We start from the raw sequence: 21,379 nt of genomic DNA, 5'->3' as shown, positions 1-21,379 counted from the left end.
ATGCAAAACGAAGAACTGGTCAAGGTCGCCGTCGCGGCCCTGGAAGACATGAAAGGCGCCGACATTACCACCATCGATGTACGCGGCAAGACCAGCGTCACCGATTTCATGGTGATCGCCAGCGGTACCTCCAGCCGCCACGTCAAATCGATGGCCAACGAAGTGCTGGAGAAGGTCAAGGAGCAGGGCGTGCGCCCGATCGGCAACGAAGGCCTGGATGGCGGCGAGTGGGCCCTGCTCGACCTGGGCGACGTGGTCGTCCACGTGATGCAGGTCGCTACCCGCCAGTTCTACGACCTGGAGCGCCTGTGGCAGGGCGCCGAGCAGAGCCGCGCGCAGCACCAGGACCCGGCCGAGTAAGCCCGCCTCGTGCGTATCAAGCTGATCGCCGTCGGCTCGCGCATGCCGCGCTGGGTGGAGGAGGGCTGGCAGGAGTACGTCAAACGCCTGCCATCCGAGCTGCCGCTGGAGCTGGTGGAGATTCCGCTGACCACCCGCGGCAAGAACGCCGACGTCACCCGCCTGATTCGTCAGGAGGGCGAGGCGATGCTGAGCAAAGTACAGGCCGGTGAACGCATCGTGACCCTGGAGGTCACAGGCAAGCCCTGGAGTACCGAGCAGCTGGCCGCCGAGTTGGAACGCTGGCGCCTGGATGCGCGCACCGTCAACCTGATGGTCGGCGGCCCCGAGGGGCTGGCGCCGGAAGTGTGCGCACGCAGCGAGCAGCGCTGGTCGCTGTCGCCGCTGACCCTGCCGCACCCGCTGGTGCGCATCCTGGTCGGCGAGCAGATCTACCGGGCCTGGACCGTGTTGTCCGGCCACCCGTATCACAAGTAAGCAGTAGTCGATGCCGCAACCCATTCGCCTGAAGGACCACGAGAAAGACGCCCGCCTGGTGCGACGGCGCGTGGTCGTGGGTGGCGTGGCGGTGCTGCTGCTGACCTGCGTGCTGGTGGCGCGCATGTATTACCTGCAGGTGATCCAGTACGACCACCACACCACCCTGGCGGAAAACAACCGCATCCACGTGCAGCCGATCCCGCCGACCCGCGGGCTGATCTTCGACCGCAACGGAGTGATCATCGCCGACAACCGCCCCAGCTTCAGCCTGACCCTGACCCGCGAGCGCGCCGGCGACTGGCAGCAGGCGTTGGACGTGATAGTCGAAGTGCTGGAACTGACCGCGGACGACCGGGCCCTGTTCGAGAAGCGCATGCGCCAGGGCCGCCGGCCGTTCGAGCCGGTACCGGTGCTGTTCGAGCTGTCCGAGGAGCAGATCGCCCGTATCGCGGTGAACCAGTTCCGCCTGCCCGGGGTGGAGGTCAGTGCCCAGCTGGTGCGCCACTACCCGCAGAAGGAGCGCTTCGCCCATTCGGTGGGCTATGTCGGGCGGATCAACGAGAAGGAGCTCAAGGAGCTCGACCCCACCGACTACGCCGGCACCCACCATATCGGCAAGACCGGCATCGAGCGCTTCTACGAGGACCTGCTGCACGGCCAGGTCGGCTACGAGGAAGTCGAGACCAACGCTCGCGGCCGCGTGCTGCGGGTGCTCAAGCGTACCGACCCGACTCCGGGCATGGACCTGACCCTGAGCCTCGACGTGCGCCTGCAGGAGGCCGCGGAAAAGGCCCTGGCCGGCCGTCGCGGCGCGCTGGTGGCGATCGAGCCGGCCACCGGCGACGTGCTGGCGATGGTCAGCCTGCCGAGCTTCGACCCCAACCCCTTCGTCACCGGCATCGGCTTCCAAGCCTATGCCGAACTGCGCGACTCGATCGACCGGCCGCTGTACAACCGCGTGCTGCGCGGCCTCTACCCGCCGGGCTCGACCATCAAGCCGATGGTCGCGGTGGCCGGCCTGGACGCCGGAGTGGTCACCCCGCAGACCCGGGTGTTCGATCCCGGCTACTACCAGCTGCCGGGTCACAGCCATAAGTACCGCAACTGGAACCGCCTGGGTGACGGCTCGGTGAACATGGAGTTCGCCATCATGCGCTCCAACGACACCTACTTTTACGACCTCGCCCGCAAGATGGGCGTGGATCGCCTGCACGAATACATGACGCGCTTCGGCCTGGGCCAGAAGGTGGCCCTGGACATGTTCGAGGAGACCGCCGGGCTGATGCCTTCGCGCGAGTGGAAGCGCGCGCGCTACCGCCAGGCCTGGTACCCGGGCGAGACGCTGATCCTCGGCATCGGCCAGGGCTACATGCAGACCACGCCGCTGCAGTTGGCCCAGGCCACCTCACTGATGGCCACCCGCGGCAAGTGGATCCGCCCGCACCTGCTGAAGACCGCCGAGGGGCAGACGCCGCAGCAGCTGATGGCCGATGGCGCCATGGACGGGGTGGAGACGCCACCGGACATACTGCTGCGCGACGACAAGTTCTGGGACTACGGCCGCCAGGGCATGGAGGCGGTGATGCACGGCCCGCGCGGCACCGCGGCCAAGGTCGGCGCCACTTCCGTCTACCGCATCGCCGGCAAGAGCGGTACGGCCCAGGTGGTGGCGATCAAGCAGGGTGAGAAGTACGACCGCAGCAAGGTCCACGAGCGCCACCGCGATCACGCTCTGTTCGTTGCCTTCGCCCCGGCCGAGGCGCCGAAGATCGCCGTGGCGGTGATGGTGGAGAACGGCGAATCCGGCTCCGGCGTCGCCGCGCCGGTGGTCAAGCAGGTGATGGATGCCTGGCTGCTCGGCCCGGACGGCCAGCTCAAACCCGAGTACCGCCCGCCGGTACCGGTAACCGAAGAGGCCAGTGCGCAGCGATGAAACGCCAGGAATTCGACCGCAGCATCTCCGATGAGGACGTGTTCAAGCGCCGCGCCACCCTGCTGCAACGTCTGCATATCGACGGCTGGCTGCTGCTGATCCTGCTGGTGCTGTGTGCCGGCAGCCTGTTCGTGCTGTATTCGGCCAGCGGCAAGAACTGGGATCTGGTGATCAAACAGGGCACCTCCTTCGGCATCGGCCTGGTGGCGGCCATCGTCATCGCCCAGTTCGAGCCGCGCTTCATGGCGCGCTGGGTGCCGCTGGCCTACCTGGCCGGCGTCGGCCTGCTCACGGCGGTGGAGGTGATGGGCCATACGGCCATGGGCGCCACCCGCTGGATCAACATTCCCGGGGTGATCCGCTTCCAGCCCTCGGAATTCATGAAGATCATCATGCCGGCGACCATCGCCTGGTACCTGGCGCGGCACAACCTGCCGCCCAAGCTCAAGCACATCGCCATCAGCCTGGTGCTGATCCTAGTGCCGTTCGTGCTCATCCTGAAACAGCCGGACCTGGGCACCGCTCTGCTGATCCTCGCCTCCGGTGCCTTCGTGCTGTTCATGGCCGGCCTGCAGTGGCGCTGGATCATCGGCGCCGTGGCGGCGGTGGCGCCGATCGCGGTGGGCATGTGGTTCTTCGTGTTGCGCGAGTACCAGAAGCAGCGGGTGCTGACCTTCCTCGACCCGGAGAGCGATCCGCTGGGTACCGGTTGGAACATTATCCAGTCCAAGGCCGCCATTGGCTCGGGTGGAGTCTTCGGCAAGGGCTGGCTGCTCGGCACCCAGTCGCACCTGGATTTTTTGCCGGAAAGCCACACGGACTTTATCATTGCCGTGCTGAGCGAGGAGTTCGGCATGGTCGGGGTGTGTATCCTGCTGTTCGTCTACATGCTGCTGATCGCCCGGGGACTGGTGATCACCGCGCAGGCGCAGACGCTGTTCGGCAAGTTGCTGGCCGGCAGCCTGACCATGACGTTCTTCGTCTACGTATTCGTTAACATCGGCATGGTCAGTGGCCTGTTGCCGGTGGTGGGGGTGCCCCTGCCCTTTATTAGCTACGGCGGAACCCATCTGGTGACGCTACTGTCTGGGTTTGGGGTTTTGATGGCGATCCAGACACACCGCAAGTGGATCGCCCAGGCATGACAAGAGTGCAGAATTTGAAGCAAGCAATGCGCAGCTGGGGAGTGGCCATGGTGGCGCTGCTCGGCGTGGCCGGCCAGGTCCAGGCCGCCGGGGAATACCAGGGTTCGCCACAGGTCGCCGAGTTCATTGGCGAGATGACCCGCGACTACGGCTTCGCCGCCGAACAGCTGACCGGGCTGTTCGACCAGGTAGAGCGCAAACAGGCGATCCTCGACGCCATCTCCCGCCCAGCCGAGAAGGTCAAGCCGTGGAAGGAATACCGGCCGATCTTCATCACCGAGGCGCGCATCAGCAAGGGCGTGGACTTCTGGAACAAGCATGCCGAGGCCCTGGCCCGCGCCGAGCAGGAATACGGCGTGCCGGCCCAGGTGATCGTCTCGATCATTGGCGTGGAGACCTTCTACGGCGGCAACACCGGCAGCTGGCGCGTGCTCGATGCGCTGTCGACCCTGTGCTTCGACTACCCGCCGCGCGCCGAATTCTTCTGCCAGCAGCTGCGCGAGTTCCTCATCCTGGCCCGCGAGCAGCAGGTCGACCCGCTCACCCTCAAGGGCTCCTACGCAGGTGCGATGGGGTTGCCGCAATTCATGCCGAGCAGCTTCCGCGCCTACGCCGTGGACTTCGACGGCGACGGCCATATCGATATCTGGACCAACCCGGTGGATGCCATCGGCAGCGTCGCCAGCTACTTCAAGCGCCATGGCTGGACCACCGGCGAGCCGGTGGTCAGCCGCGCCCAGGTCAAGGGTGAACAGGCCGACAGCGGTCTGACCCAGGGCCTCGACCCGGTGAAGAACGTCGGCGAGCTGCGTGCCCTGGGCTGGACCAGCGCCGACGTGCTGCGCGACGACATCCCGGTCACCGCCTTCCGCTTCGACGGCGCCGAAGGTCAGGAATACTGGATGGGCCTGCCCAACTTCTACGTGATCACCCGCTACAATCGCAGCGCCATGTACGCCATGGCCGTCCATCAACTGTCCGGCGAGCTGGTCGCCAAGCGGGGTCGTCCTTGAAGTCCGTCCTGCGTACCCTGACCGTCACCGCCCTCGGGCTAGCGCTGGTCAGCTGCTCCAACAACCGCGCGCCGCAGCCGGTTGCACCGGGCTCCCAGCCGATCTCCGGACCCGGCGACTACAGTCGCCCGCACCGCGACGGCGCGCCCTGGTGGGACGTCGATGTGTCGCGCATCCCCGACGCCGTGCCGATGCCGCACTACGGCAACTACAAGGCCAACCCCTACACGGTGATGGGCAAGACCTATTACCCGATCCGTGACAGCCGCCGCTACCTGGCCACCGGCACCGCCTCCTGGTATGGCACCAAGTTCCACGGCCAGGCCACCGCCAACGGCGAGGCCTACGACCTGTACGGCATGACCGCGGCACACAAGACCCTGCCGCTGCCGAGCTACGTGCGGGTGACCAACCTGGACAACGGCAAGACCGTGATCCTGCGGGTCAACGACCGTGGTCCGTTCTACTCCGACCGCATCATCGACCTGTCCTTCGCCGCCGCGAAGAAACTCGGTTATGCCGAGAGCGGCACCGCCCGGGTTAAGGTCGAGGGCATCGACCCCCACGAGTGGTGGGCCGCCCAGGGCCGTCCGGTGCCGATGGTGCTGGCGCAGCCGAAGATGGCCAGCCAGGGTGCGCCAGCCGTCGCCGAGCCTGTGGCAGTGGCCCAGAGCCAGCCGATCGAGCAGTACACTCCGCCGCCGGCGCAGCATGCAGCCGCCGTGCTGCCGGTGCAGATCGACGTAAAAAAAAACGCTTCGCCCGCAGCATCTGGCCTGTATCTCCAAGTGGCCGCATTCGCCAATCCGGACGCTGCGGAGCTCCTCAGGGCCAAGCTGAGCCAAACGGTGCCTGCCAAGGTGTTTATCAGCTCGGTGGTGCGCAACCAGCAGACCTTGCACCGGGTACGCCTGGGGCCGGTCGAAACCCAGGCTGAGGCCCTGCAGCTGCAGGACAGCGTGCGCCTGGCCAACCTCGGCGATCCCGCCCTGGTCAGGCCGGACTAGAACTTCGTGCGTCGCCCGCAAGGGCGGCGGTGAATGCAGGCGGGCCTCGGCCCGCCTGTGCCATTGTTGAATAGCTATTTCAGAGAGACGGATGAACATCGCCCGCTTTGCCCAACGCCTTTCACTGCTCGTCACCCTGCTGGCCGCGCCCCTCGCCGCGTCCGCCGACTCGGCCATTCCTTCGCCGCCGCAGCTGGCCGCCAAGTCCTACGTGCTGATGGACGGCGCCAGCGGCAAGGTGCTGGTGGAGAACAACGGCGACCAGCGCCTGCCGCCGGCCAGCCTGACCAAGCTGATGACCGCCTACATCGCCACCCTGGAAATCCGCAAGGGCAAGATCGGCGAGCAGGACCTGGTCACCGTCAGCGAGCACGCCTGGCGCACCGGCGGCGCCGCGTCCGGTGGTTCCACCATGTTCCTGCCGCTGAACAGCCAGGTTAAGGTGGATGACCTGCTGCACGGCATCATCATCCAGTCCGGCAACGACGCCAGCATCGCCATCGCCGAGTACATCGCCGGCAGCGAAGACGCCTTCGCCGACATGATGAACGAGACCGCCGAGAAGCTCGGCATGAAGAACTCGCACTTCATGAACGCCACCGGCCTGCCGCACCCGGAGCACTACTCCAGCGCCCACGACATGGCCATCCTGGCCCGCGCCATCATCAACGAGGACAAGGAACACTACGCGATCTACTCGCAGAAGGAGTTCTTCTGGAACAACATCAAGCAGGGCAACCGCAACCTGCTGCTGTGGCGTGACAGCACCGTCGACGGCCTGAAGACCGGCCACACCGAGGAAGCCGGCTTCTGCCTGGTGGCCTCCGCCGTGCGCGAAGGTGCACGCATGATCACCTCGGTATTCGGTACCGACAGCGAGAAGACCCGCGCCGCCGAAACCCAGAAGCTGCTGACCTACGGCTTCCGCTTCTTCGAGACCCAGACCTTCTACAAGGCGGGCCAGGAGCTGGCCCAGGCCCAGGTCTGGAAGGGCACCACCCGCCAGGTCAAGGCCGGCCTGGCCCAGGACCTCAGCCTGACCCTGCCCAAGGGCCAGGTGAAGCAGCTGCAGGCCAGCATGGTGCTGGAGCCGCAGCTGGTGGCCCCGCTCAAGACCGGCGATGTGATCGGTAAGGTCGAGGTCAAGCTCGGCGCCGAGGTGGTGCACAGCGCCGACCTGATCGCCCTGGAGCCGGTGGAGGAGGGTGGTTTCTTCCGCCGCCTGTGGGATAGCATCCGCCTGTTCTTCTACGGACTGTTCAACTAAAGAGTCGTCTTGGCGGCCTTGAAAGACCGCCGTCAGGGCCCCAGATTAGGGCAGCTGAAGACTCACAAGGACGCCCCGTAATCGGGGCGTTCGCATTTCACGGGTGAGCAACCCGGAGTGACCGCGATGACCGATACCGAAGTACAAGCCCCGAAAATCGAATTCCCCTGCGAGCGCTACCCGATCAAGGTGATCGGCGAGGCCGGCGAAGGCTTCTCCGATCTGGTGGTCGAGATCATCCAGCGCCACGCGCCGGGCTTCGACGTCGACACCCTGGTGGTGCGCGATAGCCGCAACGGCCGTTTCCTCTCCGTGCAGGTGCTGATCACCGCCACCGGCGTGGAACAGCTACAGGCGATCCACCTCGACCTCAAGGCCACCGGCCGCGTGCACATGGTGCTCTAGTGGCAGAGCTGGTCGTGCGTCACCTGGGATTGGCGGAGTACCTGCCGACCCTGGAAGCCATGCGCCGCTTCACCGCCGAGCGTGACGAGCAGACGCCCGACGAGATCTGGCTGTTGCAGCATCCCCGGGTGTTCACCCAGGGGCAGGCCGGCAAGGCCGAGCATCTGTTGGCGCCCGGGGATATCCCGGTGGTCCAGGTCGAGCGCGGTGGCCAGGTCACCTACCACGGCCCCGGCCAGCTGGTGGCCTACCTGATGCTCAATCTGCGCCGGCAGAAGCTGGGCGTGCGCGAGCTGGTCACCGCCATGGAGAACGCGCTGGTCGATGTGCTGGCCGGCTATGGCATCGAGGCGGCGCCCAAGGCCGACGCCCCGGGCGTTTATGTCGCTGGTGACAAGATCGCCTCGCTGGGACTGCGGGTGCGCAATGGCTGCTCGTTCCACGGCCTGGCCCTGAACGTCGACATGGACATGTCGCCGTTCCAGCGCATCAACCCCTGTGGTTACGCCGGCCTGAAGATGATCCAGCTCAGGGACCTGCTGGAGACCCCGCCGTCGCTGGGCGAGGTGAGCGAGCGCCTGGAGCGCGCCCTGCGCGAGCGCCTGGGTTACGACTGAGGTTGAGATAGACACCAAGCAAAAGGCCCTGGGGCGGATGCCACAGGGCCTTTTCTGTTTCCAGGCTGGGGCTCAGTTCAGGTTGAGCGCCGGAATCAGGCTGTTGTCCTGCTGCTGGCCGGGCACCGGGGCGGGTGCGGCTAGGCCCAGGTTGTTCTTCTCGAACACCCGGTCGGCGCGGTAGCTGGAGCGCACCAGCGGGCCGGCGGCGACTTCCATGAAGCCTTTTTCCAGGCCGATATCACGGAAGCGGTTGAACTCCTCGGGGCTGACCCAGCGCTGCACCTTCAGGTGGTTGCGCGTGGGTTGCAGGTACTGGCCGAGGGTGAGGATGTCCACGCCGATGGCGCGCAGGTCATCCATGGTCTCGATGATTTCCTCGTCGGTCTCGCCCAGGCCCAGCATCAGGCTGGTCTTGGTTATGACGGTGGGGCGATGGCGCTTGGCGTGCTCCAGCACCTTCAGGGTCTTCTCGTAGCCGGCACGCGGGTCGCGCACCACGTGGGTCAGGCGCTTGACCGTCTCGACGTTCTGCGCGAACACCTCTAGGCCGGAGTCCACCACGCGGGCGATGGCCTCGTGATCGCCGTCGAAATCCGGGGTGAGGGCTTCCACCACCACCTGGGGCGTATTGGCCTTGATCGCCTGCACGCAGGCGGCGTAGTGGGCGGCGCCGCCGTCGGCCAGGTCATCGCGGTCCACCGAGGTCAGCACGATGTAGCGCAGGCCCATCAGTTCCACCGACTTGGCAGTGTTCTGCGGTTCCTCCAGGTCCAGCCAGCCGTTCGGGTTGCCGGTGTCGACCGCGCAGAAGCGGCAGGCGCGGGTGCACACCGAGCCCATCAGCATGATGGTGGCGGTGCCGTTGGACCAGCATTCGCCCATGTTCGGGCAGTGGGATTCCTGGCAGACGGTACTCAGGCGATGCTCGCCGACATTGCGCTTGACGGCGTCGAAGCGGCTGCCGCTCGGCGCCTTGACCCGCAACCAGCTCGGCTTGGGCTCGACGACCTGCGGTTCGGCCGAGGCGCGGCGCTTCTGGCCATCCTTGATCGCGGTGATTCCCTGGGCGTTGCGGAATTTTTCGCCGCTGGATACGGGCTTGGGCGGGGCGGTGTCGGACATCGAGATCTCGGCTCCGGTAGGAGGCTTCGGTAGCGGGGCTTTTGGCCGGCTGGCAGTCTACCACGGATGGCTTACCTGCGGCTTCCGGCCCTTGTCCGACGTGCTCTGCGGCCATAAAGGCACCGCCGCTTTGACGTGCACGGCAGGCTGCCCGACGGCGCGTGCGTTGTACTTCCTGCCCGCCTGGTTCGGCGCAGCGCCGTGCTTTCGTCAGGTCTTCAGCTGGCTGGCGAACTGCTCGACCGCCTGCACCACCTGCTTGGCCCCGTCCTGAATCTCGACGATCACCGCGCCGGCCTCGTTGGCCAGGCTCAGCCCCTGTTCGGCCTGCTGGCGGCTGCTGGCCATGCTGTCCACGGCGCTCTGCGCCAGGTGCTGGTTCTTCTGCACCACCTCGACGATTTCCTCGGTGGCCTGGCTGGTGCGGCCGGCCAGCTGACGCACCTCGTCGGCGACCACGGCGAAGCCGCGGCCCTGATCTCCGGCCCGGGCCGCCTCGATGGCCGCGTTGAGCGCCAGCAGGTTGGTCTGGTCGGCGATGCCGCGGATGGTCTGCATGATGGTGCTGATCAACTGCGACTGTTTGCCCAGGGCCTCGATGCCATCGCTGGCCTCCTGCATCTGGCGGGCGATGCGCTGCATCACCTCGACCGTCTGGCGTACCACGGCGGCGCCCTTGTCCGCGCTGCCGTCGGTGTGCTGGGAAATGCTGTAGGCGATGTTCGCCGCCTCGGCCACCGCCTGCTCCTGATTGACCTGGTCGGTGATCACGGTGGCGAACTTGACCACCTTATACAGTCGGCCGTGAGGATCGAGGGTCGGGTTGTAGGAGGCTTCCAGCCACACCGTCCGGCCGTGGCTGTCGACCCGCTTGAAGCGTCCGGCGACGAACTCGCCGCGGTTCAGTCGCGCCCAGAAGTCGCGGTAGGCCTGGGAGTTGTATTCTTCCGGCTCGCAGAACATGCGGTGGTGCTTGCCCTGGATCTGCTCCAGGCGATAGCCCATGCCGCCGAGGAAGCGGTCGTTGGCGGTCAGCACCTCGCCGGCCAGGTTGAACTCGATCACCGCGGTGGAGCGCAGCAGGGCGTCGATCAGGCCCTCATGCTCGCGGGACGCGCTGATGGTGCGGGTCAGGTCGTTGGCGCACAGGGTGAAGAAGGCCAGCTTGCCCTGGGCGTTCAGCACCGGCTGCCAGATGGCGCGCAGCCAGGCCTCCTCGCCGTTGCCGCGCAGCAGGCGGTAGGCGCCGCTGAGGTGCTCGTTGTGGCGCAGGGCCCGCTGCAGCTTCGGGTAGTTGGCTTCCTGGTGGAAGGACGGCGGGATCAGCGACTCCAGCGTGCGTCCGATCAGTGCCTCGCGCTGGTAGAGCATCTCGTCGAGGAAGTTGTCGTTGGCGTAGCGCACTCGGCCATCGGGCTCGAGTTCCAGTACCAGCATCTCGCTGTAGATCGAGTCCCTGATCTGACGCATGCTGGCGAGCTCCTCGCGTAGCTGCGCCAGTTCTTCTCTCAGCTTGTTGTTGAACATCGGCAAGGCACCTTTGCACAGAGAACCTGACGGTCGCGTGAGGACATCGCCGACCGCCAGCAGGAAATCCACGGTCCCTGCAGTGTAGTCTCCGATCAGCTGCCTTCCTTTTCCTCTGCGAGACCCCGATGTCGCGAATCGAACTTGCCCTGCCGTTGCCCGCCGACTATCGCGTCGGCGACCTGCTGAACTTTCATCGCCGCGATGCGCAGGCCGTGGCCGAGCGGGTGAGCGAGGCCGGCCTGGACAAGGGCATCCTCTGGCAGGGCGTGCCGGCGTGCCTGGGCATGCGCTTCGCGGCGGGGCGGGTGCGGGTGACGCTGGAAGTCGACGGCGTGGTGGCGGGCGACCCGGCGCCGCTGCGCACCCTGGCCGAACGCATGCTGGGCCTGACCCAGCCGGTCGCCGCTTTCGAGGCTGCCCAGGCCGGACATCCATTGCTCGGCGGCTTGATCGCCGCCAACCGCGGCCTGCGGGTGCCGCAGTCGGCCTCACCGTTCGAGGCGCTGAGCTGGGCCATCAGCGGCCAGCAGATCAGTCTGCCGGTGGCGATTTCCCTGCGGCGCAAGCTGGTCCAGCTGGCCGGTCGAGCGCATTCCAGCGGGTTGATCTGCTACCCGGATGCGGCTGCGGTGGCGGCGCTGGACGAGGATACGCTGGGCTGCTCGGGCTTCTCCCGGGCCAAGTCCCAATGCCTGCTGTTGCTCGCCCGCGAGATAGTCGAGGGGCGCCTGCCGCTGGAGGACTGGCTGGAGGATGCACCGGCCGAGCTGATCGGCGAACGTCTGCTGGCGCTGAAGGGCATCGGCCCGTGGACGGTGGACTACGCATTGCTGCGCGGCTTCGCCCGTCTGGATGGTTCGCTGCATGGCGATGCCGCCGTGCGCCGCCAGCTGCAGCGACTGCTGGGGGCGGAGGACAAGCTCAGCCAGTCCTTCGTACGCGACTGGCTGCTACCCTTCGCGCCCTGGCGCGCGCTGGTGGCGGCGCATCTATGGGCGATGCCGGGGAAATGATCCAGATGCCGCGGGGCGGGCTGCCGCTGCGCGGCGAGGCCCGCGCGCTAGCAAGGGCACGCCTGCCATTTAGCGCAGCTGTTGCAGCAGGGCCGGAGTCGGATAGCCGTCGGCCGGCAGGCCCAGGCTCTGCTGGAAGGCGCGCACGGCGCGGCGGGTGTTGGCGCCGATGATGCCGTCGGCCACGCCGGGCTCGTAGCCCTTGGCGGTCAGCCCCTCTTGCAGTTCGATGCGCTCGCTGCGGCCCAGCGGACGCTCGTCCTTCGGCCAGTTGGCCAGCAGCGGTCCGCCGCCATTCAGGCGCTGGCCGAGCAGGCCCACGGCCAGGGCATAGGACGAGGAGTTGTTGTACTTGAGGATGGCGCCGAAGTTGCGGAACACCAGGAAGGCCGGGCCGCGATGGCCGGCCGGCAGCAACAGGTAGCCGGTGTCGTTCGGGTCGACATTGGTCGGTGTGCCCTTCACCCCGTAGCCGTACCATTCGCTGTAGGTCTTGCGGATCTCGGTATCGGCCAGGGCGTAGTCGAAGCCGCTGGGCAGGGCCACCTGGATGCCCCAGGCGCGCCCCTTCTGCCAGCCGGACGCCTGCAAGTAATGGGCGGCCGAGGCGAGGGCGTCGGCGCTGGAATTCCATATATCGCGGCGGCCATCGCCATCGAAGTCCACCGCGTGGGTCAGGTAGGTGGTGGGGATGAACTGGGTCTGGCCCATGGCGCCCGCCCAGGAGCCGCGCAGGCCGCCGACGCTGATATCGCCGCTCTGCAGGATCTGCAGCGCCGCCAGCAATTGGTCTTCGGCGAACTGCGGACGACGCCCCTCGTAGGCCAGGGTGGCCAGGGAACGGATCACCGATTGCTCGCCCATGAACTGACCGAAGCTGCTCTCCATGCCCCAGATGGCGACCAGGGTCTCGCGGTCGACGCCGTAGCGCTGCTCGATGGCGTCCAGGGTGGCGGCGTGCTCGGCGAGCAGGGCCTGGCCCTTGCGCACGCGCACCTGCGAGATGGCGCCCTCCAGGTATTCCCACACCGGCCGGGTGAATTCCGGCTGGGCGCCGTCGGCCTTGACCACGCTCAGGTCCGGGGCAATGCCGGCGAAGGCCTGGTCGAACAGCTGGGCATCGATACCGGCGCGCAGGGCCTTGATGCGGAAACGGTCGCGCCAGTCCGCGAAGTTCAGTGCCGGCGCCGGTTGCACGGCGATCTGGACCTGGGCGCTGCTCGGCTCGATGCGTTGCGGCTGCGCGCCTGGCTTGCTGGAGACCAGTTCGGGAGCGGGATTCGGGGTTTCGGCACAGGCGCCGAGGAACAGGACGGCGCCAGCGAGCAGGCAGCTCAGGCGACCATTGGCGGAGAGGTGGAACATCGTGCGGTGTCTCGGTCTTGCCAAACAGACCGCGACCTTAACATGCCGGGCGGGTTTCAGAACCCTTATGGGCGCTCGGCGATGGTGCGGAAACTGCTCAGGCGGCGAGTTTCTGCGGGGCCATAAAACAGGAAGCCTCCCAGTGGGAGGCTTCGCGGCGGTAGCTGCCTTTGCCCTTCTTCGGCTGTTCCTGGCGGCTGCGGAACAGGGGCTGGGCGACTATGGACTTGGCCTTGTTCGGCCGCTTGGGGGCTTTCTTGCTCATCGGATGGTCCTCGTACGCCCGCGAGATTGCGAGCGGCGCGGACTATGCGCCGATGGTTAAAAAATGTCCAGAGATGCGGGGCGGGGGGATTCACCGAGCGGGCCTCTGGTGTGCTGCCTGCGGCGAGTACAGCCTACGAGAGCGTTCGCGAGTGACTATTCGCTTAGCGGCAGGCGCTGGCCGGCCATCAGCAGGGCCAGGCGCGCCAGGCTGCTCCAGGGATCGCCGGCGGCCTGGCCCTTGACCTGGGCGTCGATGCGCTGGGCATCGATCAGCAACTGGTTCCAGCGCGCCGCGGTGTGGCGTTGCACGGCCTTGCTGATCAGGGGGCGGCGCTTGTCCCAGATCGGCGGCCGGGCGCTGGCGAAGGCCTTCTCCAGGGGAATGCCCTGGCTGAACTGCAGGGCGATGCCGGCCAGCTGGCGCAGCTCGCGGGCCAGCATGACCACGATGAACAGCGACTCCACGCCTTCGCCGCGCAGGCCTTCGAGCATGCGCAGGGCGTGAGCGGCCTCGCCATTGAGCACCGCGTCGATCAGGCCGAACACGTCGTAGCGGGCGCTGTCGGCCACCGCCGCCTGCACGGTGCCGGCGTCGATCTGGTTGCCTTCGGCCAGCAGCTTGAGCTTCTCGATCTCCTGGGCGGCGGCCAGCAGGTTGCCCTCCACGCGGGCGGCGATCAGCTCCACCGCTTCCTGGGTGGCAGCCAGGCCGGCCTGGGACAGGCGCTGGCGAATCCAGCCGGGTAGCTGGCTGGTCTCGATCGGCCAGATCTGCAGGAACTGGCTGTGCTGGCCCTCGATCAACGCCTTGGCCCACTTGGTCTTCTGGGTGCTGCCGTCGAGCTTGGGCAGGCTGATCAGCAGCACCGTGTCTTCCGGCGGCCGCTCCAGGTATTCGAGGATGGCGGCGGTGCCCTTGTCGCCGGGCTTGCCGTTGGCGATGCGCAGTTCGATCAGGCGCTTCTCGGCGAACAGCGAGAGGCTGGCGCCGGCCTCGTAGAGCTGGCCCCAGTCGAAGCTGGCCTCGGCATGAAACACCGTGCGCTCACTGAAACCCTGCTGGCGGGTGGCGGCACGGATGGCGTCCTCGGCCTCCTGGCACAGCAGCGGCTCGTCGCCGCTGACCACGTAGACCGAGGCCAGGCCGCCTTGCAGGTGTTTGCCGAGTTGCGCGGGATTCAGTTTCATCTGGGGCTGGGCGTCGTCGCTTGTGAAAAGGGCCGGTTGCCCGGCCCTCTCGTATTACTGCTTGATCGGCAGCTGGATCGGCGACTGCAGCGGCGCCGACTCCTGCTCGGCGCGGCGGGCGGCCGCGGCGGCTTCCGCCTCGGCCTGGGCGCGGGCCTCGGCCTCCTGCTGCAGCTGTTCCAGCTGGGCCGGGGTCAGCAGTTGCAGGCGCAGGGACATCTGCTGGATCAGCTCGCGACGCATTTCCTGGCGCAGCTGGGCGGACTCCTGGCCGGAACCGATCAGGTTGTTCTCGTCATGCACGTAGACGCTCTGCACTTCCAGCTTGTCGCTGAGCAGCAGCAGGTTCTTCTCGCCACGGATCTCGTAGTCCAGCTGGGTGGTCAGCTCGTACTCGGCGCTGCGGGCGCTGCTGGTGACGCTGGCGGTGCGCTGGGTTTCCTGCTCGTTGGCCAGGAACAGGCGGTAGGGCGCGCCGTTGTGCACCTTCACGCCGCTGTTCTCCAGCAGCTGCTTCAGTTGCTTGGCGGTTTCGCCGTAGGCGTTGCGTGCCTGCAGGTCGATTTCCTTGAGGGCGAACTCGGCGGTGCCGGTACCGCGCAGCTGGAAGCCGCAGGCGCTGAGCAGGACGGCCAGACCGATTACCACCAGATTCCGTTTCATCATTCTCTTCTATCCCCTTGGAGAGTCACGGCGCCACGCAGGCATGGCGCCGAGATTAATCAGTTGGCGAGCGTTTTCAATTGGCCACGATGTTGACCAGCTTGCCCGGCACGACGATGACCTTGCGAATGGTCACGCCCTCGGTGAAGCGCAGCACGTTCTCGTTGGCGCGGGCGGCGGCTTCGACCTCTTCGCGGCTGGCACTGGCCGGCACTTCGATTTGGCCGCGCAGCTTGCCGTTGACCTGGATCACCAGGGTCAGGCTGTCCTGCACCAGGGCCGATTCGTCGACCTGCGGCCACTGGGCGTCGATGATCGACCCGCTCTTGCCCAGCTGCTGCCACAGTTCGTGGCAGATGTGCGGGGTGATCGGCGCCAGCAGCAGGGCCACGGCCTCCAGGCCTTCCTGCAGCAGGGCGCGGTCTTGGGCGCTGGCGCTCGCGGCTTTCTCCAGCACGTTCATCAGGGTCATCACCTGGGCTATGGCGGTGTTGAACTTGTGGTGCAGGCCGACATCGTTGCTGGCCTGCTTGATGGCCAGGTGGATGGCGCGGCGCACGGCCTTCTGTTCGTCGTTCAGGCTGCTCTTGTCGAGCTCGCCCGGCAGGCCGGCGCTGACATGGCCGTGGGCCAGGCGCCAGACGCGGCGCAGGAAGCGGTTGGCGCCTTCGATGCCGGCGTCGGACCATTCGCAGCTCATGTCGGGCGGCGAGGCGAACATCATGAACAGGCGGCAGGTGTCGGCGCCGTAGGCGTCGATCATGGCCTGCGGGTCAACGCCGTTGTTCTTCGACTTGGACATCTTCTCGGTGCCGCCGATTTCCACCGGCAGGCCGTCGGATTTCAGCTTGGCGCCGATGACCTTGGCCTTGGCGTCACGCTCGACTTCCACATCGGCCGGGTTGAACCAGTCCTTGCCGCCGTTTTCCAGGGTGCGGTAGTAGGTCTCGGCGACCACCATGCCCTGGGTCAGCAGGTTCTTGAATGGCTCGTTGGAGGTCACCAGGCCTTCGTCGCGCATCAGCTTGTGGAAGAAGCGCGCGTACAGCAGGTGCAGGATGGCGTGTTCGATGCCGCCGATGTACTGGTCCACCGGCAGCCAGTGGTTGGCCGCGGCCGGGTCGACCATGCCGCCGGTGTATTGCGGCGAGGCGTAGCGGGCGTAGTACCAGGACGACTCGACGAAGGTGTCCATGGTGTCGGTTTCGCGCTTGGCCGCGCTGCCGCATTTCGGGCAGGTGCACTCGTAGAACTCGGGCATCTTGGCCAGCGGCGAGCCGGCGCCATCCGGCACCACGTCTTCCGGCAGCACCACCGGCAGCTGGTCGTCCGGCACCGGCACGTCGCCACAGCTGGGGCAGTGGATGATCGGGATCGGGCAGCCCCAGTAGCGCTGACGGCTGATGCCCCAGTCGCGCAGGCGGAACTGGGTCTTGCGCGCGCCGTGGGCGCTGGCTTCCAGGTCGCCGACTATGGCGTCGAAGGCCTCGGTGAAGCCCTTGCCGTCGTACTTGCCGGAATTGATGGTGACCAGGCCTTCCTTGTCACCGTACCAGGCCTGCCATTGGGCGGCGTCGTAGGCCTTGTCCGCGCCGGCATAGACCTGCTTGATCGGCAGGCCGTACTTGTTGGCGAACTCGAAGTCGCGCTCGTCATGGGCCGGCACGGCCATCACGGCACCTTCGCCGTAGCCCCACAGCACGTAGTTGGCGACGAACACCGGCAGCTTGTCGCCGGTCAGCGGATGGAGGACGAACTGGCCGGTGGCCACGCCCTTCTTCTCCATGGTCGCCATATCGGCCTCGGCCACGGAGCCGGCCTTGCACTCGGCGATAAAGGCGGCGATGGCCGGATTGCTCTCGGCGGCGCGCTGGGCCAGCGGGTGCTCTGCGGCCACGGCCACGTAGGTGGCGCCCATCAGAGTGTCGGGACGGGTCGAATAGACCTTGAGCTGGCCGTCGATGCCGATGCTGGCGACGTCGTAGTCGAACACGATGTCGGCACCGAAGCTCTTGCCGATCCAGTTGCGCTGCATGGTCTTGACCTGTTCCGGCCAGCCCGTCAGCTCGTCCAGGCTACTCAGCAGCTCATCCGCGTAGGCGGTGATCTTGAAGTAGTACATGGGGATCTCGCGCTTCTCGATCAGCGCGCCGGAACGCCAGCCGCGGCCGTCGATCACCTGCTCGTTGGCCAGCACGGTCTGGTCCACCGGGTCCCAGTTGACGGTACCGTTCTTGCGGTAGATCACGCCCTTCTCGAACAACTTGGTGAACAGCCACTGCTCCCAGCGGTAGTAGTCCGGCTTGCAGGTGGTGACTTCGCGGGTCCAGTCCACCGCCAGACCCAGGCTCTGCAGCTGGCTCTTCATGTAGGCGATGTTTTCGTAGGTCCACTTGGCCGGCGCCACCTGGTTCTTCATCGCGGCGTTTTCCGCCGGCATGCCGAAGGCGTCCCAGCCCATCGGTTGCAGCACGTTCTTGCCCTGCATGCGCTGGTAGCGGGCGATCACGTCACCGATGGTGTAGTTGCGCACGTGGCCCATGTGCAGCTTGCCGCTCGGGTAGGGGAACATCGACAGGCAATAGAAGGTTTCCTTGCCCGGCTGTTCACTCACGACAAAGGATTTCTGCGCGTCCCAGTGGGACTGCGCGGCGGCTTCGATTTCACGGGGCGAATACTGTTCGTGCATGGGCTTTCGGCGCTGAAAATGAGGGCTTTCGAGAAACGCCGTAGCATACATGACCCCCCTCGATTCAGGGAAACCCTGATTGCGCGCCTCGCCCGGCCGCTCCGCCGTTTGTCGCGGCGTGCGGCCTCGGCTGCGGCCGGCGCTAAGCTTTGCAGGGAGAGGCGCGAGGTTGGTGCCCGGTCGAGGTGATGGATGGCTGAGTTGCGGCGTGCGGAGGTGGGGGGCGGGCTCTATGAGCGGCTGCTACAGCGCCTGGCGCTGGCCCTGGAGGAAGCGGATACCGCGACCCGCCTGCACGAGGCGCCACCGGATGAACTGGAGCTGCGCGGGCTGACCCCGGCGGAGCTGGAGCTGATCCGCGCCTATCTCGATCGCGATCTCAACTGGCTACGCGGCTGGCATGCCGCCGCCGAAGAACTGGCGCTGATCGAGCAGCAACCGGCGAGCGTCAGCAAGCCGGCCGGCAAGCTGCCGGGACGGGTGGCGAGCAAGTCGCTGCCGCGCGGCAAGCCGGTGATCAAGAAACGCCAGCAACTCTGCTGCGCCCTGTGCGGTACCGCCGCCCAGGTACAGCGCGGCGAGGGTGTGCTGCCGTGCAACTCGTGCGGTTCCAAGCTGTTCCGGGCGGGGCAACCCCGCTAGTCTTCGCGGGCACTGGAGGTGCCCATGGAACTGCGCTTTATCCTCAAACAACTGATCCTTCCCCCTGGCGGCCTTATGCTGCTGATCCTGCTGGCCTGGCTGCTATGGGTCTGGGCGGGGCGGCCGCGGCTAGCGGCGTTGTGTCTGCTGTTCGGCCTGGGTGGGCTATGGCTGCTGAGCCTGCCGGTGGTGATGGAATGGTCGGCGCGCTTGCTCGAGCGTGAGCCCGCGCTGGCCGAGGCGCAGTGGGTCGGGCTGGCGCAGCGCGCCGAGGCGATCGTGGTGCTGGGTTCGGGGCGCGAGGAGGCCGATCCGGCCTGGGGCAGCGACCAGCCCAGCGGCACGGCCATCGAGCGCCTGCGCTATGCGGCGCGGCTGCATCGGGCCTCCGGCTTGCCGGTGCTGATCAGCGGCGGCCTGCACTACGGCCAGCCGCCCAGCGAGGCGGCGATGATGGCCGAGGTGCTGCAGCGCGACTTCGCCGTGCCGACCCGCTGGCAGGAGGAACGCAGCCGCACCACCTGGGAGAACGCTCAGTTCAGTGCCGAGTTGCTTAAGGCTCAGGGGGTGAGTCGTGTGGTGCTGGTGACCCAGGCGGCGCATATGCCGCGCTCGCGCTGGTGCTTCGAACTCGCCGGGCTGGAGGTGGTGACGGCGCCGCTGGGCTTCCTCGGCGTACCCAACGAGCGCCCGCTGGGTGGCTGGCTGCCGGAGGGCAAGGCGCTGTGGCAGAACACCCGGCTGCTCAATGAGGCGATGGGGCTGGCGGTCTATCCGCTGCTGTATCGCTGAGGCGCAGTGGGTGGATTGTCGCTGCGCTCCGAATCCACCCTACGAAACGGCGGGGCCAGTAGGTGTGCTCGCCCGCGGGCAGTACACCGTGGACGCCAATGGGTTCAGGCAGTCTGCATGGCGATACCGCGGCTCGCGCGGCGACGACTGACGAACGCCCAGCCCAGCAGCAGGCTGCACAGCACGGCTAGCGGCCAGGCGCGCCAGATCAGGTAGGGCGTGAGGCCCTGCATCGGCTGCACTTCTCCGTAAAGCACGGCCTGCTGGAACTGCGGGATCTGCGCGGTGATGCGGCCCTGCGGGTCGATCAGCGCGGTGACGCCGTTGTTGGTGGCGCGGACCATCCAGCGGCCGGCCTCCAGGGCGCGCATCTGCGCCATCTGCAGGTGCTGCAGCGGGCCGATGGAGGTGCCGAACCAGGTGTCGTTGCTCACCGTCAGCAGCAGGTCGCTCTGCGCGGCCAGGCCGGCGGCGAACTCTGGATAGACCACCTCGTAGCAGATGAACGGCGCGATCTTCAGGCCCTTGGCCTGCAGTGGACCCTGGTCGGATGGGCCGCGGGCGAAGTCGGACATGGGCAGGTCGAAGAAGGCGATCAGCCCGCGCAGCACTTCCTGCAGCGGCACGTATTCGCCGAACGGCACCAGTTTCTGCTTGAGGTAGGTGCCTTCGCCCCAGCCGGTCACGGTGATCGCGTTGTAGTAGCGCTTCTCGCCATGCTCGTTGCTCTGGCGCACCGGCACGCCGGTGATCAGGGCTGCATCGCGGTCGACGGCGACCCGGCCCATCACCTTCAGGTAACCCTCGGCGAATTCCTTGAGCACTGGTACGGCGGTTTCCGGCCAGACGATCAGGTCGGCCGGCCGGCTGGCCAGGGTCATGTCGCGGTACAGGGCCAGCTGGGCGTCGAGCTGGGCCGGGTCCCACTTCATGTTCTGCTGCACATTGCCCTGGATCGCCGCGACCTTCAGCGGCTCGCCCTTGCTGGCGGTCCAGGCGTGATTCTGCAGCGCCAGACCGGTGATCCAGGGGGCCAGCAGCAGGGCCAGGCCGGCGGCCAGGCGCGGCTTGTCGCCCAGCAGCCGCGGCAGGTTGACCAGCAGCGCGGCGCTCAGGGCCAGGGTCAGCGACAGCAGCCACATGCCACCGACCGGCGCCAGGCCGGCCAGTGGGCCGTGCAGCTGGCTGTAGCCGGAGAACAGCCAGGGGAAGCCGGTGAGGAACCAGCCGCGGAAGGCTTCCTGGGCCAGCCACAGGGCGGCGAAGGCCAGGGCATCGGCGAGCGGCGCATCGCTGCGCCGCAGCCAGCGCGCCCAGAGCCAGGCGGGCAGGGCGAAGAACAGGGCGACGCCGGCACAGAAGCCGAAGGTGAGGAAGCCGGCCAGGGCCGGCGAGGCGGCGCCGTAGTCGTGGATGCTGACGTAGATCCAGCTGGTGCCGGCGAGGAACAGGCCGAGGCCGTAGCACCAGCCGCGCAGCAGGGCCTGGCGCGGATTCAGCTCGCGCAGGCCGAGGTAGAAGATGGCGATGGCCAGCAGGGCCAGCGGCCAGATATCAAAGGGGGCCAGGGCCAGGGTGGTGCAGGCGCCGCCGGCGATGGCCAGCAGATTGCCCGGCCAACCGGGTTGGGTGATCCAGCGCATCGTGCGTCCTTGATCGGGAATTCTGGCGGGCAAGGGTACTGGAAGGGCGGGGAGGCTGGAAGTCGAGCGGTTTGGGGGGCGGGGTGGGCATCTCGCCCCTGAGGAGGGGGCGTTGGCCAGAACGTAGCCCAGACTTTAGTCCGTGGCATGGCATCCTGTTTCCCCTACGAGTCTATGGCGTGGAGTTACCTGGAAGACCCTCACCCCTGGCCCCTCTCCCGTGGGGAGAGGGGAA

General features: G+C 67.0%; 19 protein-coding genes and 2 pseudogenes. 12 read left to right on the top strand and 9 right to left on the bottom strand.

Annotated features, from left to right (window positions below):
- From rsfS to lipB, 9 genes are all read left to right on the top strand, one after another.
- Nucleotides 1-360 (top strand): ribosome silencing factor, encoded by a 360-nt coding sequence (gene rsfS, locus OH686_RS09135; protein ID WP_137975051.1) that lies wholly within the window; start codon nt 1-3, stop codon nt 358-360.
- Between the two features lie 9 nt (nt 361-369).
- The gene (rlmH, locus tag OH686_RS09130; protein ID WP_279866299.1) at nt 370-837 is read left to right on the top strand and encodes a 23S rRNA (pseudouridine(1915)-N(3))-methyltransferase RlmH; all 468 of its coding nucleotides are present in this window, start codon (nt 370-372) and stop codon (nt 835-837) included.
- A gap of 10 nt (nt 838-847) precedes the next feature.
- Nucleotides 848-2,773: a penicillin-binding protein 2 gene (gene mrdA / locus OH686_RS09125; protein WP_289537940.1), complete on the top strand. Its 1,926-nt coding sequence runs from the start codon at nt 848-850 to the stop codon at nt 2,771-2,773.
- Nucleotides 2,770-3,918, top strand: a complete 1,149-nt coding sequence (gene rodA, locus OH686_RS09120; RefSeq protein ID WP_289537938.1) for a rod shape-determining protein RodA — start codon at nt 2,770-2,772, stop codon at nt 3,916-3,918. Before mrdA ends, rodA begins: the two co-directional genes overlap by 4 nt.
- Nucleotides 3,915-4,931: a lytic murein transglycosylase B gene (mltB, locus tag OH686_RS09115; protein WP_502942784.1), complete on the top strand. Its 1,017-nt coding sequence runs from the start codon at nt 3,915-3,917 to the stop codon at nt 4,929-4,931. Before rodA ends, mltB begins: the two co-directional genes overlap by 4 nt.
- Complete coding sequence (locus OH686_RS09110) at nt 4,928-5,938, top strand: septal ring lytic transglycosylase RlpA family protein (RefSeq protein WP_502942783.1); 1,011 nt, start codon at nt 4,928-4,930, stop codon at nt 5,936-5,938. Before mltB ends, OH686_RS09110 begins: the two co-directional genes overlap by 4 nt.
- A 91-nt stretch (nt 5,939-6,029) precedes the next feature.
- Nucleotides 6,030-7,205 (top strand): D-alanyl-D-alanine carboxypeptidase family protein, encoded by a 1,176-nt coding sequence (locus tag OH686_RS09105; protein ID WP_289537934.1) that lies wholly within the window; start codon nt 6,030-6,032, stop codon nt 7,203-7,205.
- A 126-nt stretch (nt 7,206-7,331) separates the two neighbouring features.
- On the top strand, nt 7,332-7,610 hold the full coding sequence (locus OH686_RS09100; RefSeq protein WP_137975044.1) for a DUF493 domain-containing protein: 279 nt from the start codon (nt 7,332-7,334) through the stop codon (nt 7,608-7,610).
- Entirely contained in the window at nt 7,610-8,227 is a 618-nt protein-coding gene (gene lipB, locus OH686_RS09095; protein ID WP_289537931.1) for a lipoyl(octanoyl) transferase LipB, read from the top strand. The genes OH686_RS09100 and lipB overlap by 1 nt, the downstream gene beginning before the upstream one ends.
- A 72-nt stretch (nt 8,228-8,299) precedes the next feature.
- On the opposite strand, the gene lipA is transcribed toward lipB, so the two are convergent.
- The 3 genes and pseudogenes from lipA to OH686_RS23365 form a co-directional block, all read right to left on the bottom strand.
- Nucleotides 8,300-9,352 (bottom strand): lipoyl synthase, encoded by a 1,053-nt coding sequence (gene lipA / locus OH686_RS09090; RefSeq protein ID WP_289537929.1) that lies wholly within the window; start codon nt 9,350-9,352, stop codon nt 8,300-8,302.
- A 210-nt stretch (nt 9,353-9,562) separates the two neighbouring features.
- Nucleotides 9,563-9,997, bottom strand: a pseudogene (locus OH686_RS23370) (methyl-accepting chemotaxis protein); the annotation flags it as partial.
- A 105-nt stretch (nt 9,998-10,102) separates the two neighbouring features.
- A pseudogene (locus tag OH686_RS23365) lies at nt 10,103-10,789 on the bottom strand (PAS domain-containing protein); the annotation flags it as partial.
- A 218-nt stretch (nt 10,790-11,007) separates the two neighbouring features.
- Here OH686_RS23365 and OH686_RS09080 point away from each other — a divergent pair.
- Complete coding sequence (locus tag OH686_RS09080; RefSeq protein WP_289537925.1) at nt 11,008-11,895, top strand: DNA-3-methyladenine glycosylase family protein; 888 nt, start codon at nt 11,008-11,010, stop codon at nt 11,893-11,895.
- 69 nt (nt 11,896-11,964) lie between these two features.
- Here OH686_RS09080 and OH686_RS09075 read toward each other — a convergent pair whose 3' ends face one another.
- The 5 genes from OH686_RS09075 to leuS all read right to left on the bottom strand — a co-directional run bounded on the left by OH686_RS09075 (nt 11,965) and on the right by leuS (nt 18,067).
- Complete coding sequence (locus OH686_RS09075; RefSeq protein ID WP_289537923.1) at nt 11,965-13,260, bottom strand: lytic murein transglycosylase; 1,296 nt, start codon at nt 13,258-13,260, stop codon at nt 11,965-11,967.
- Nucleotides 13,261-13,357: 97 nt separating this feature from the next.
- Complete coding sequence (gene arfA / locus OH686_RS09070) at nt 13,358-13,525, bottom strand: alternative ribosome rescue factor ArfA (RefSeq protein ID WP_289537921.1); 168 nt, start codon at nt 13,523-13,525, stop codon at nt 13,358-13,360.
- A gap of 155 nt (nt 13,526-13,680) precedes the next feature.
- Nucleotides 13,681-14,715: a DNA polymerase III subunit delta gene (gene holA, locus OH686_RS09065; protein WP_289537918.1), complete on the bottom strand. Its 1,035-nt coding sequence runs from the start codon at nt 14,713-14,715 to the stop codon at nt 13,681-13,683.
- 54 nt (nt 14,716-14,769) lie between these two features.
- Nucleotides 14,770-15,381, bottom strand: coding sequence for an LPS-assembly lipoprotein LptE (locus OH686_RS09060; RefSeq protein ID WP_289537916.1), 612 nt, complete (start codon nt 15,379-15,381; stop codon nt 14,770-14,772).
- Nucleotides 15,382-15,454: 73 nt separating this feature from the next.
- On the bottom strand, nt 15,455-18,067 hold the full coding sequence (gene leuS / locus OH686_RS09055) for a leucine--tRNA ligase (RefSeq protein ID WP_289537914.1): 2,613 nt from the start codon (nt 18,065-18,067) through the stop codon (nt 15,455-15,457).
- A 192-nt stretch (nt 18,068-18,259) separates the two neighbouring features.
- On the opposite strand from leuS, the gene OH686_RS09050 reads away from it, so the two are divergent.
- A complete protein-coding gene (locus tag OH686_RS09050) occupies nt 18,260-18,709 on the top strand; it encodes a hypothetical protein (protein ID WP_289537912.1) in 450 nt (149 codons plus the stop codon).
- 24 nt (nt 18,710-18,733) lie between these two features.
- The gene (locus tag OH686_RS09045; RefSeq protein WP_289537910.1) at nt 18,734-19,501 is read left to right on the top strand and encodes a YdcF family protein; all 768 of its coding nucleotides are present in this window, start codon (nt 18,734-18,736) and stop codon (nt 19,499-19,501) included.
- Between the two features lie 104 nt (nt 19,502-19,605).
- On the opposite strand, the gene lnt is transcribed toward OH686_RS09045, so the two are convergent.
- On the bottom strand, nt 19,606-21,144 hold the full coding sequence (gene lnt, locus OH686_RS09040; protein ID WP_289537908.1) for an apolipoprotein N-acyltransferase: 1,539 nt from the start codon (nt 21,142-21,144) through the stop codon (nt 19,606-19,608).
- Nucleotides 21,145-21,379 lie beyond the last annotated feature (235 nt).

Origin of the sequence: Pseudomonas sp. SO81, from assembly GCF_030374125.1 — a bacterium.
Classification (GTDB): domain Bacteria; phylum Pseudomonadota; class Gammaproteobacteria; order Pseudomonadales; family Pseudomonadaceae; genus Aquipseudomonas.
The sequence above is the reverse complement of the archived record's forward strand: the minus strand, read 5'-3'. Positions and strand labels throughout refer to the sequence as shown.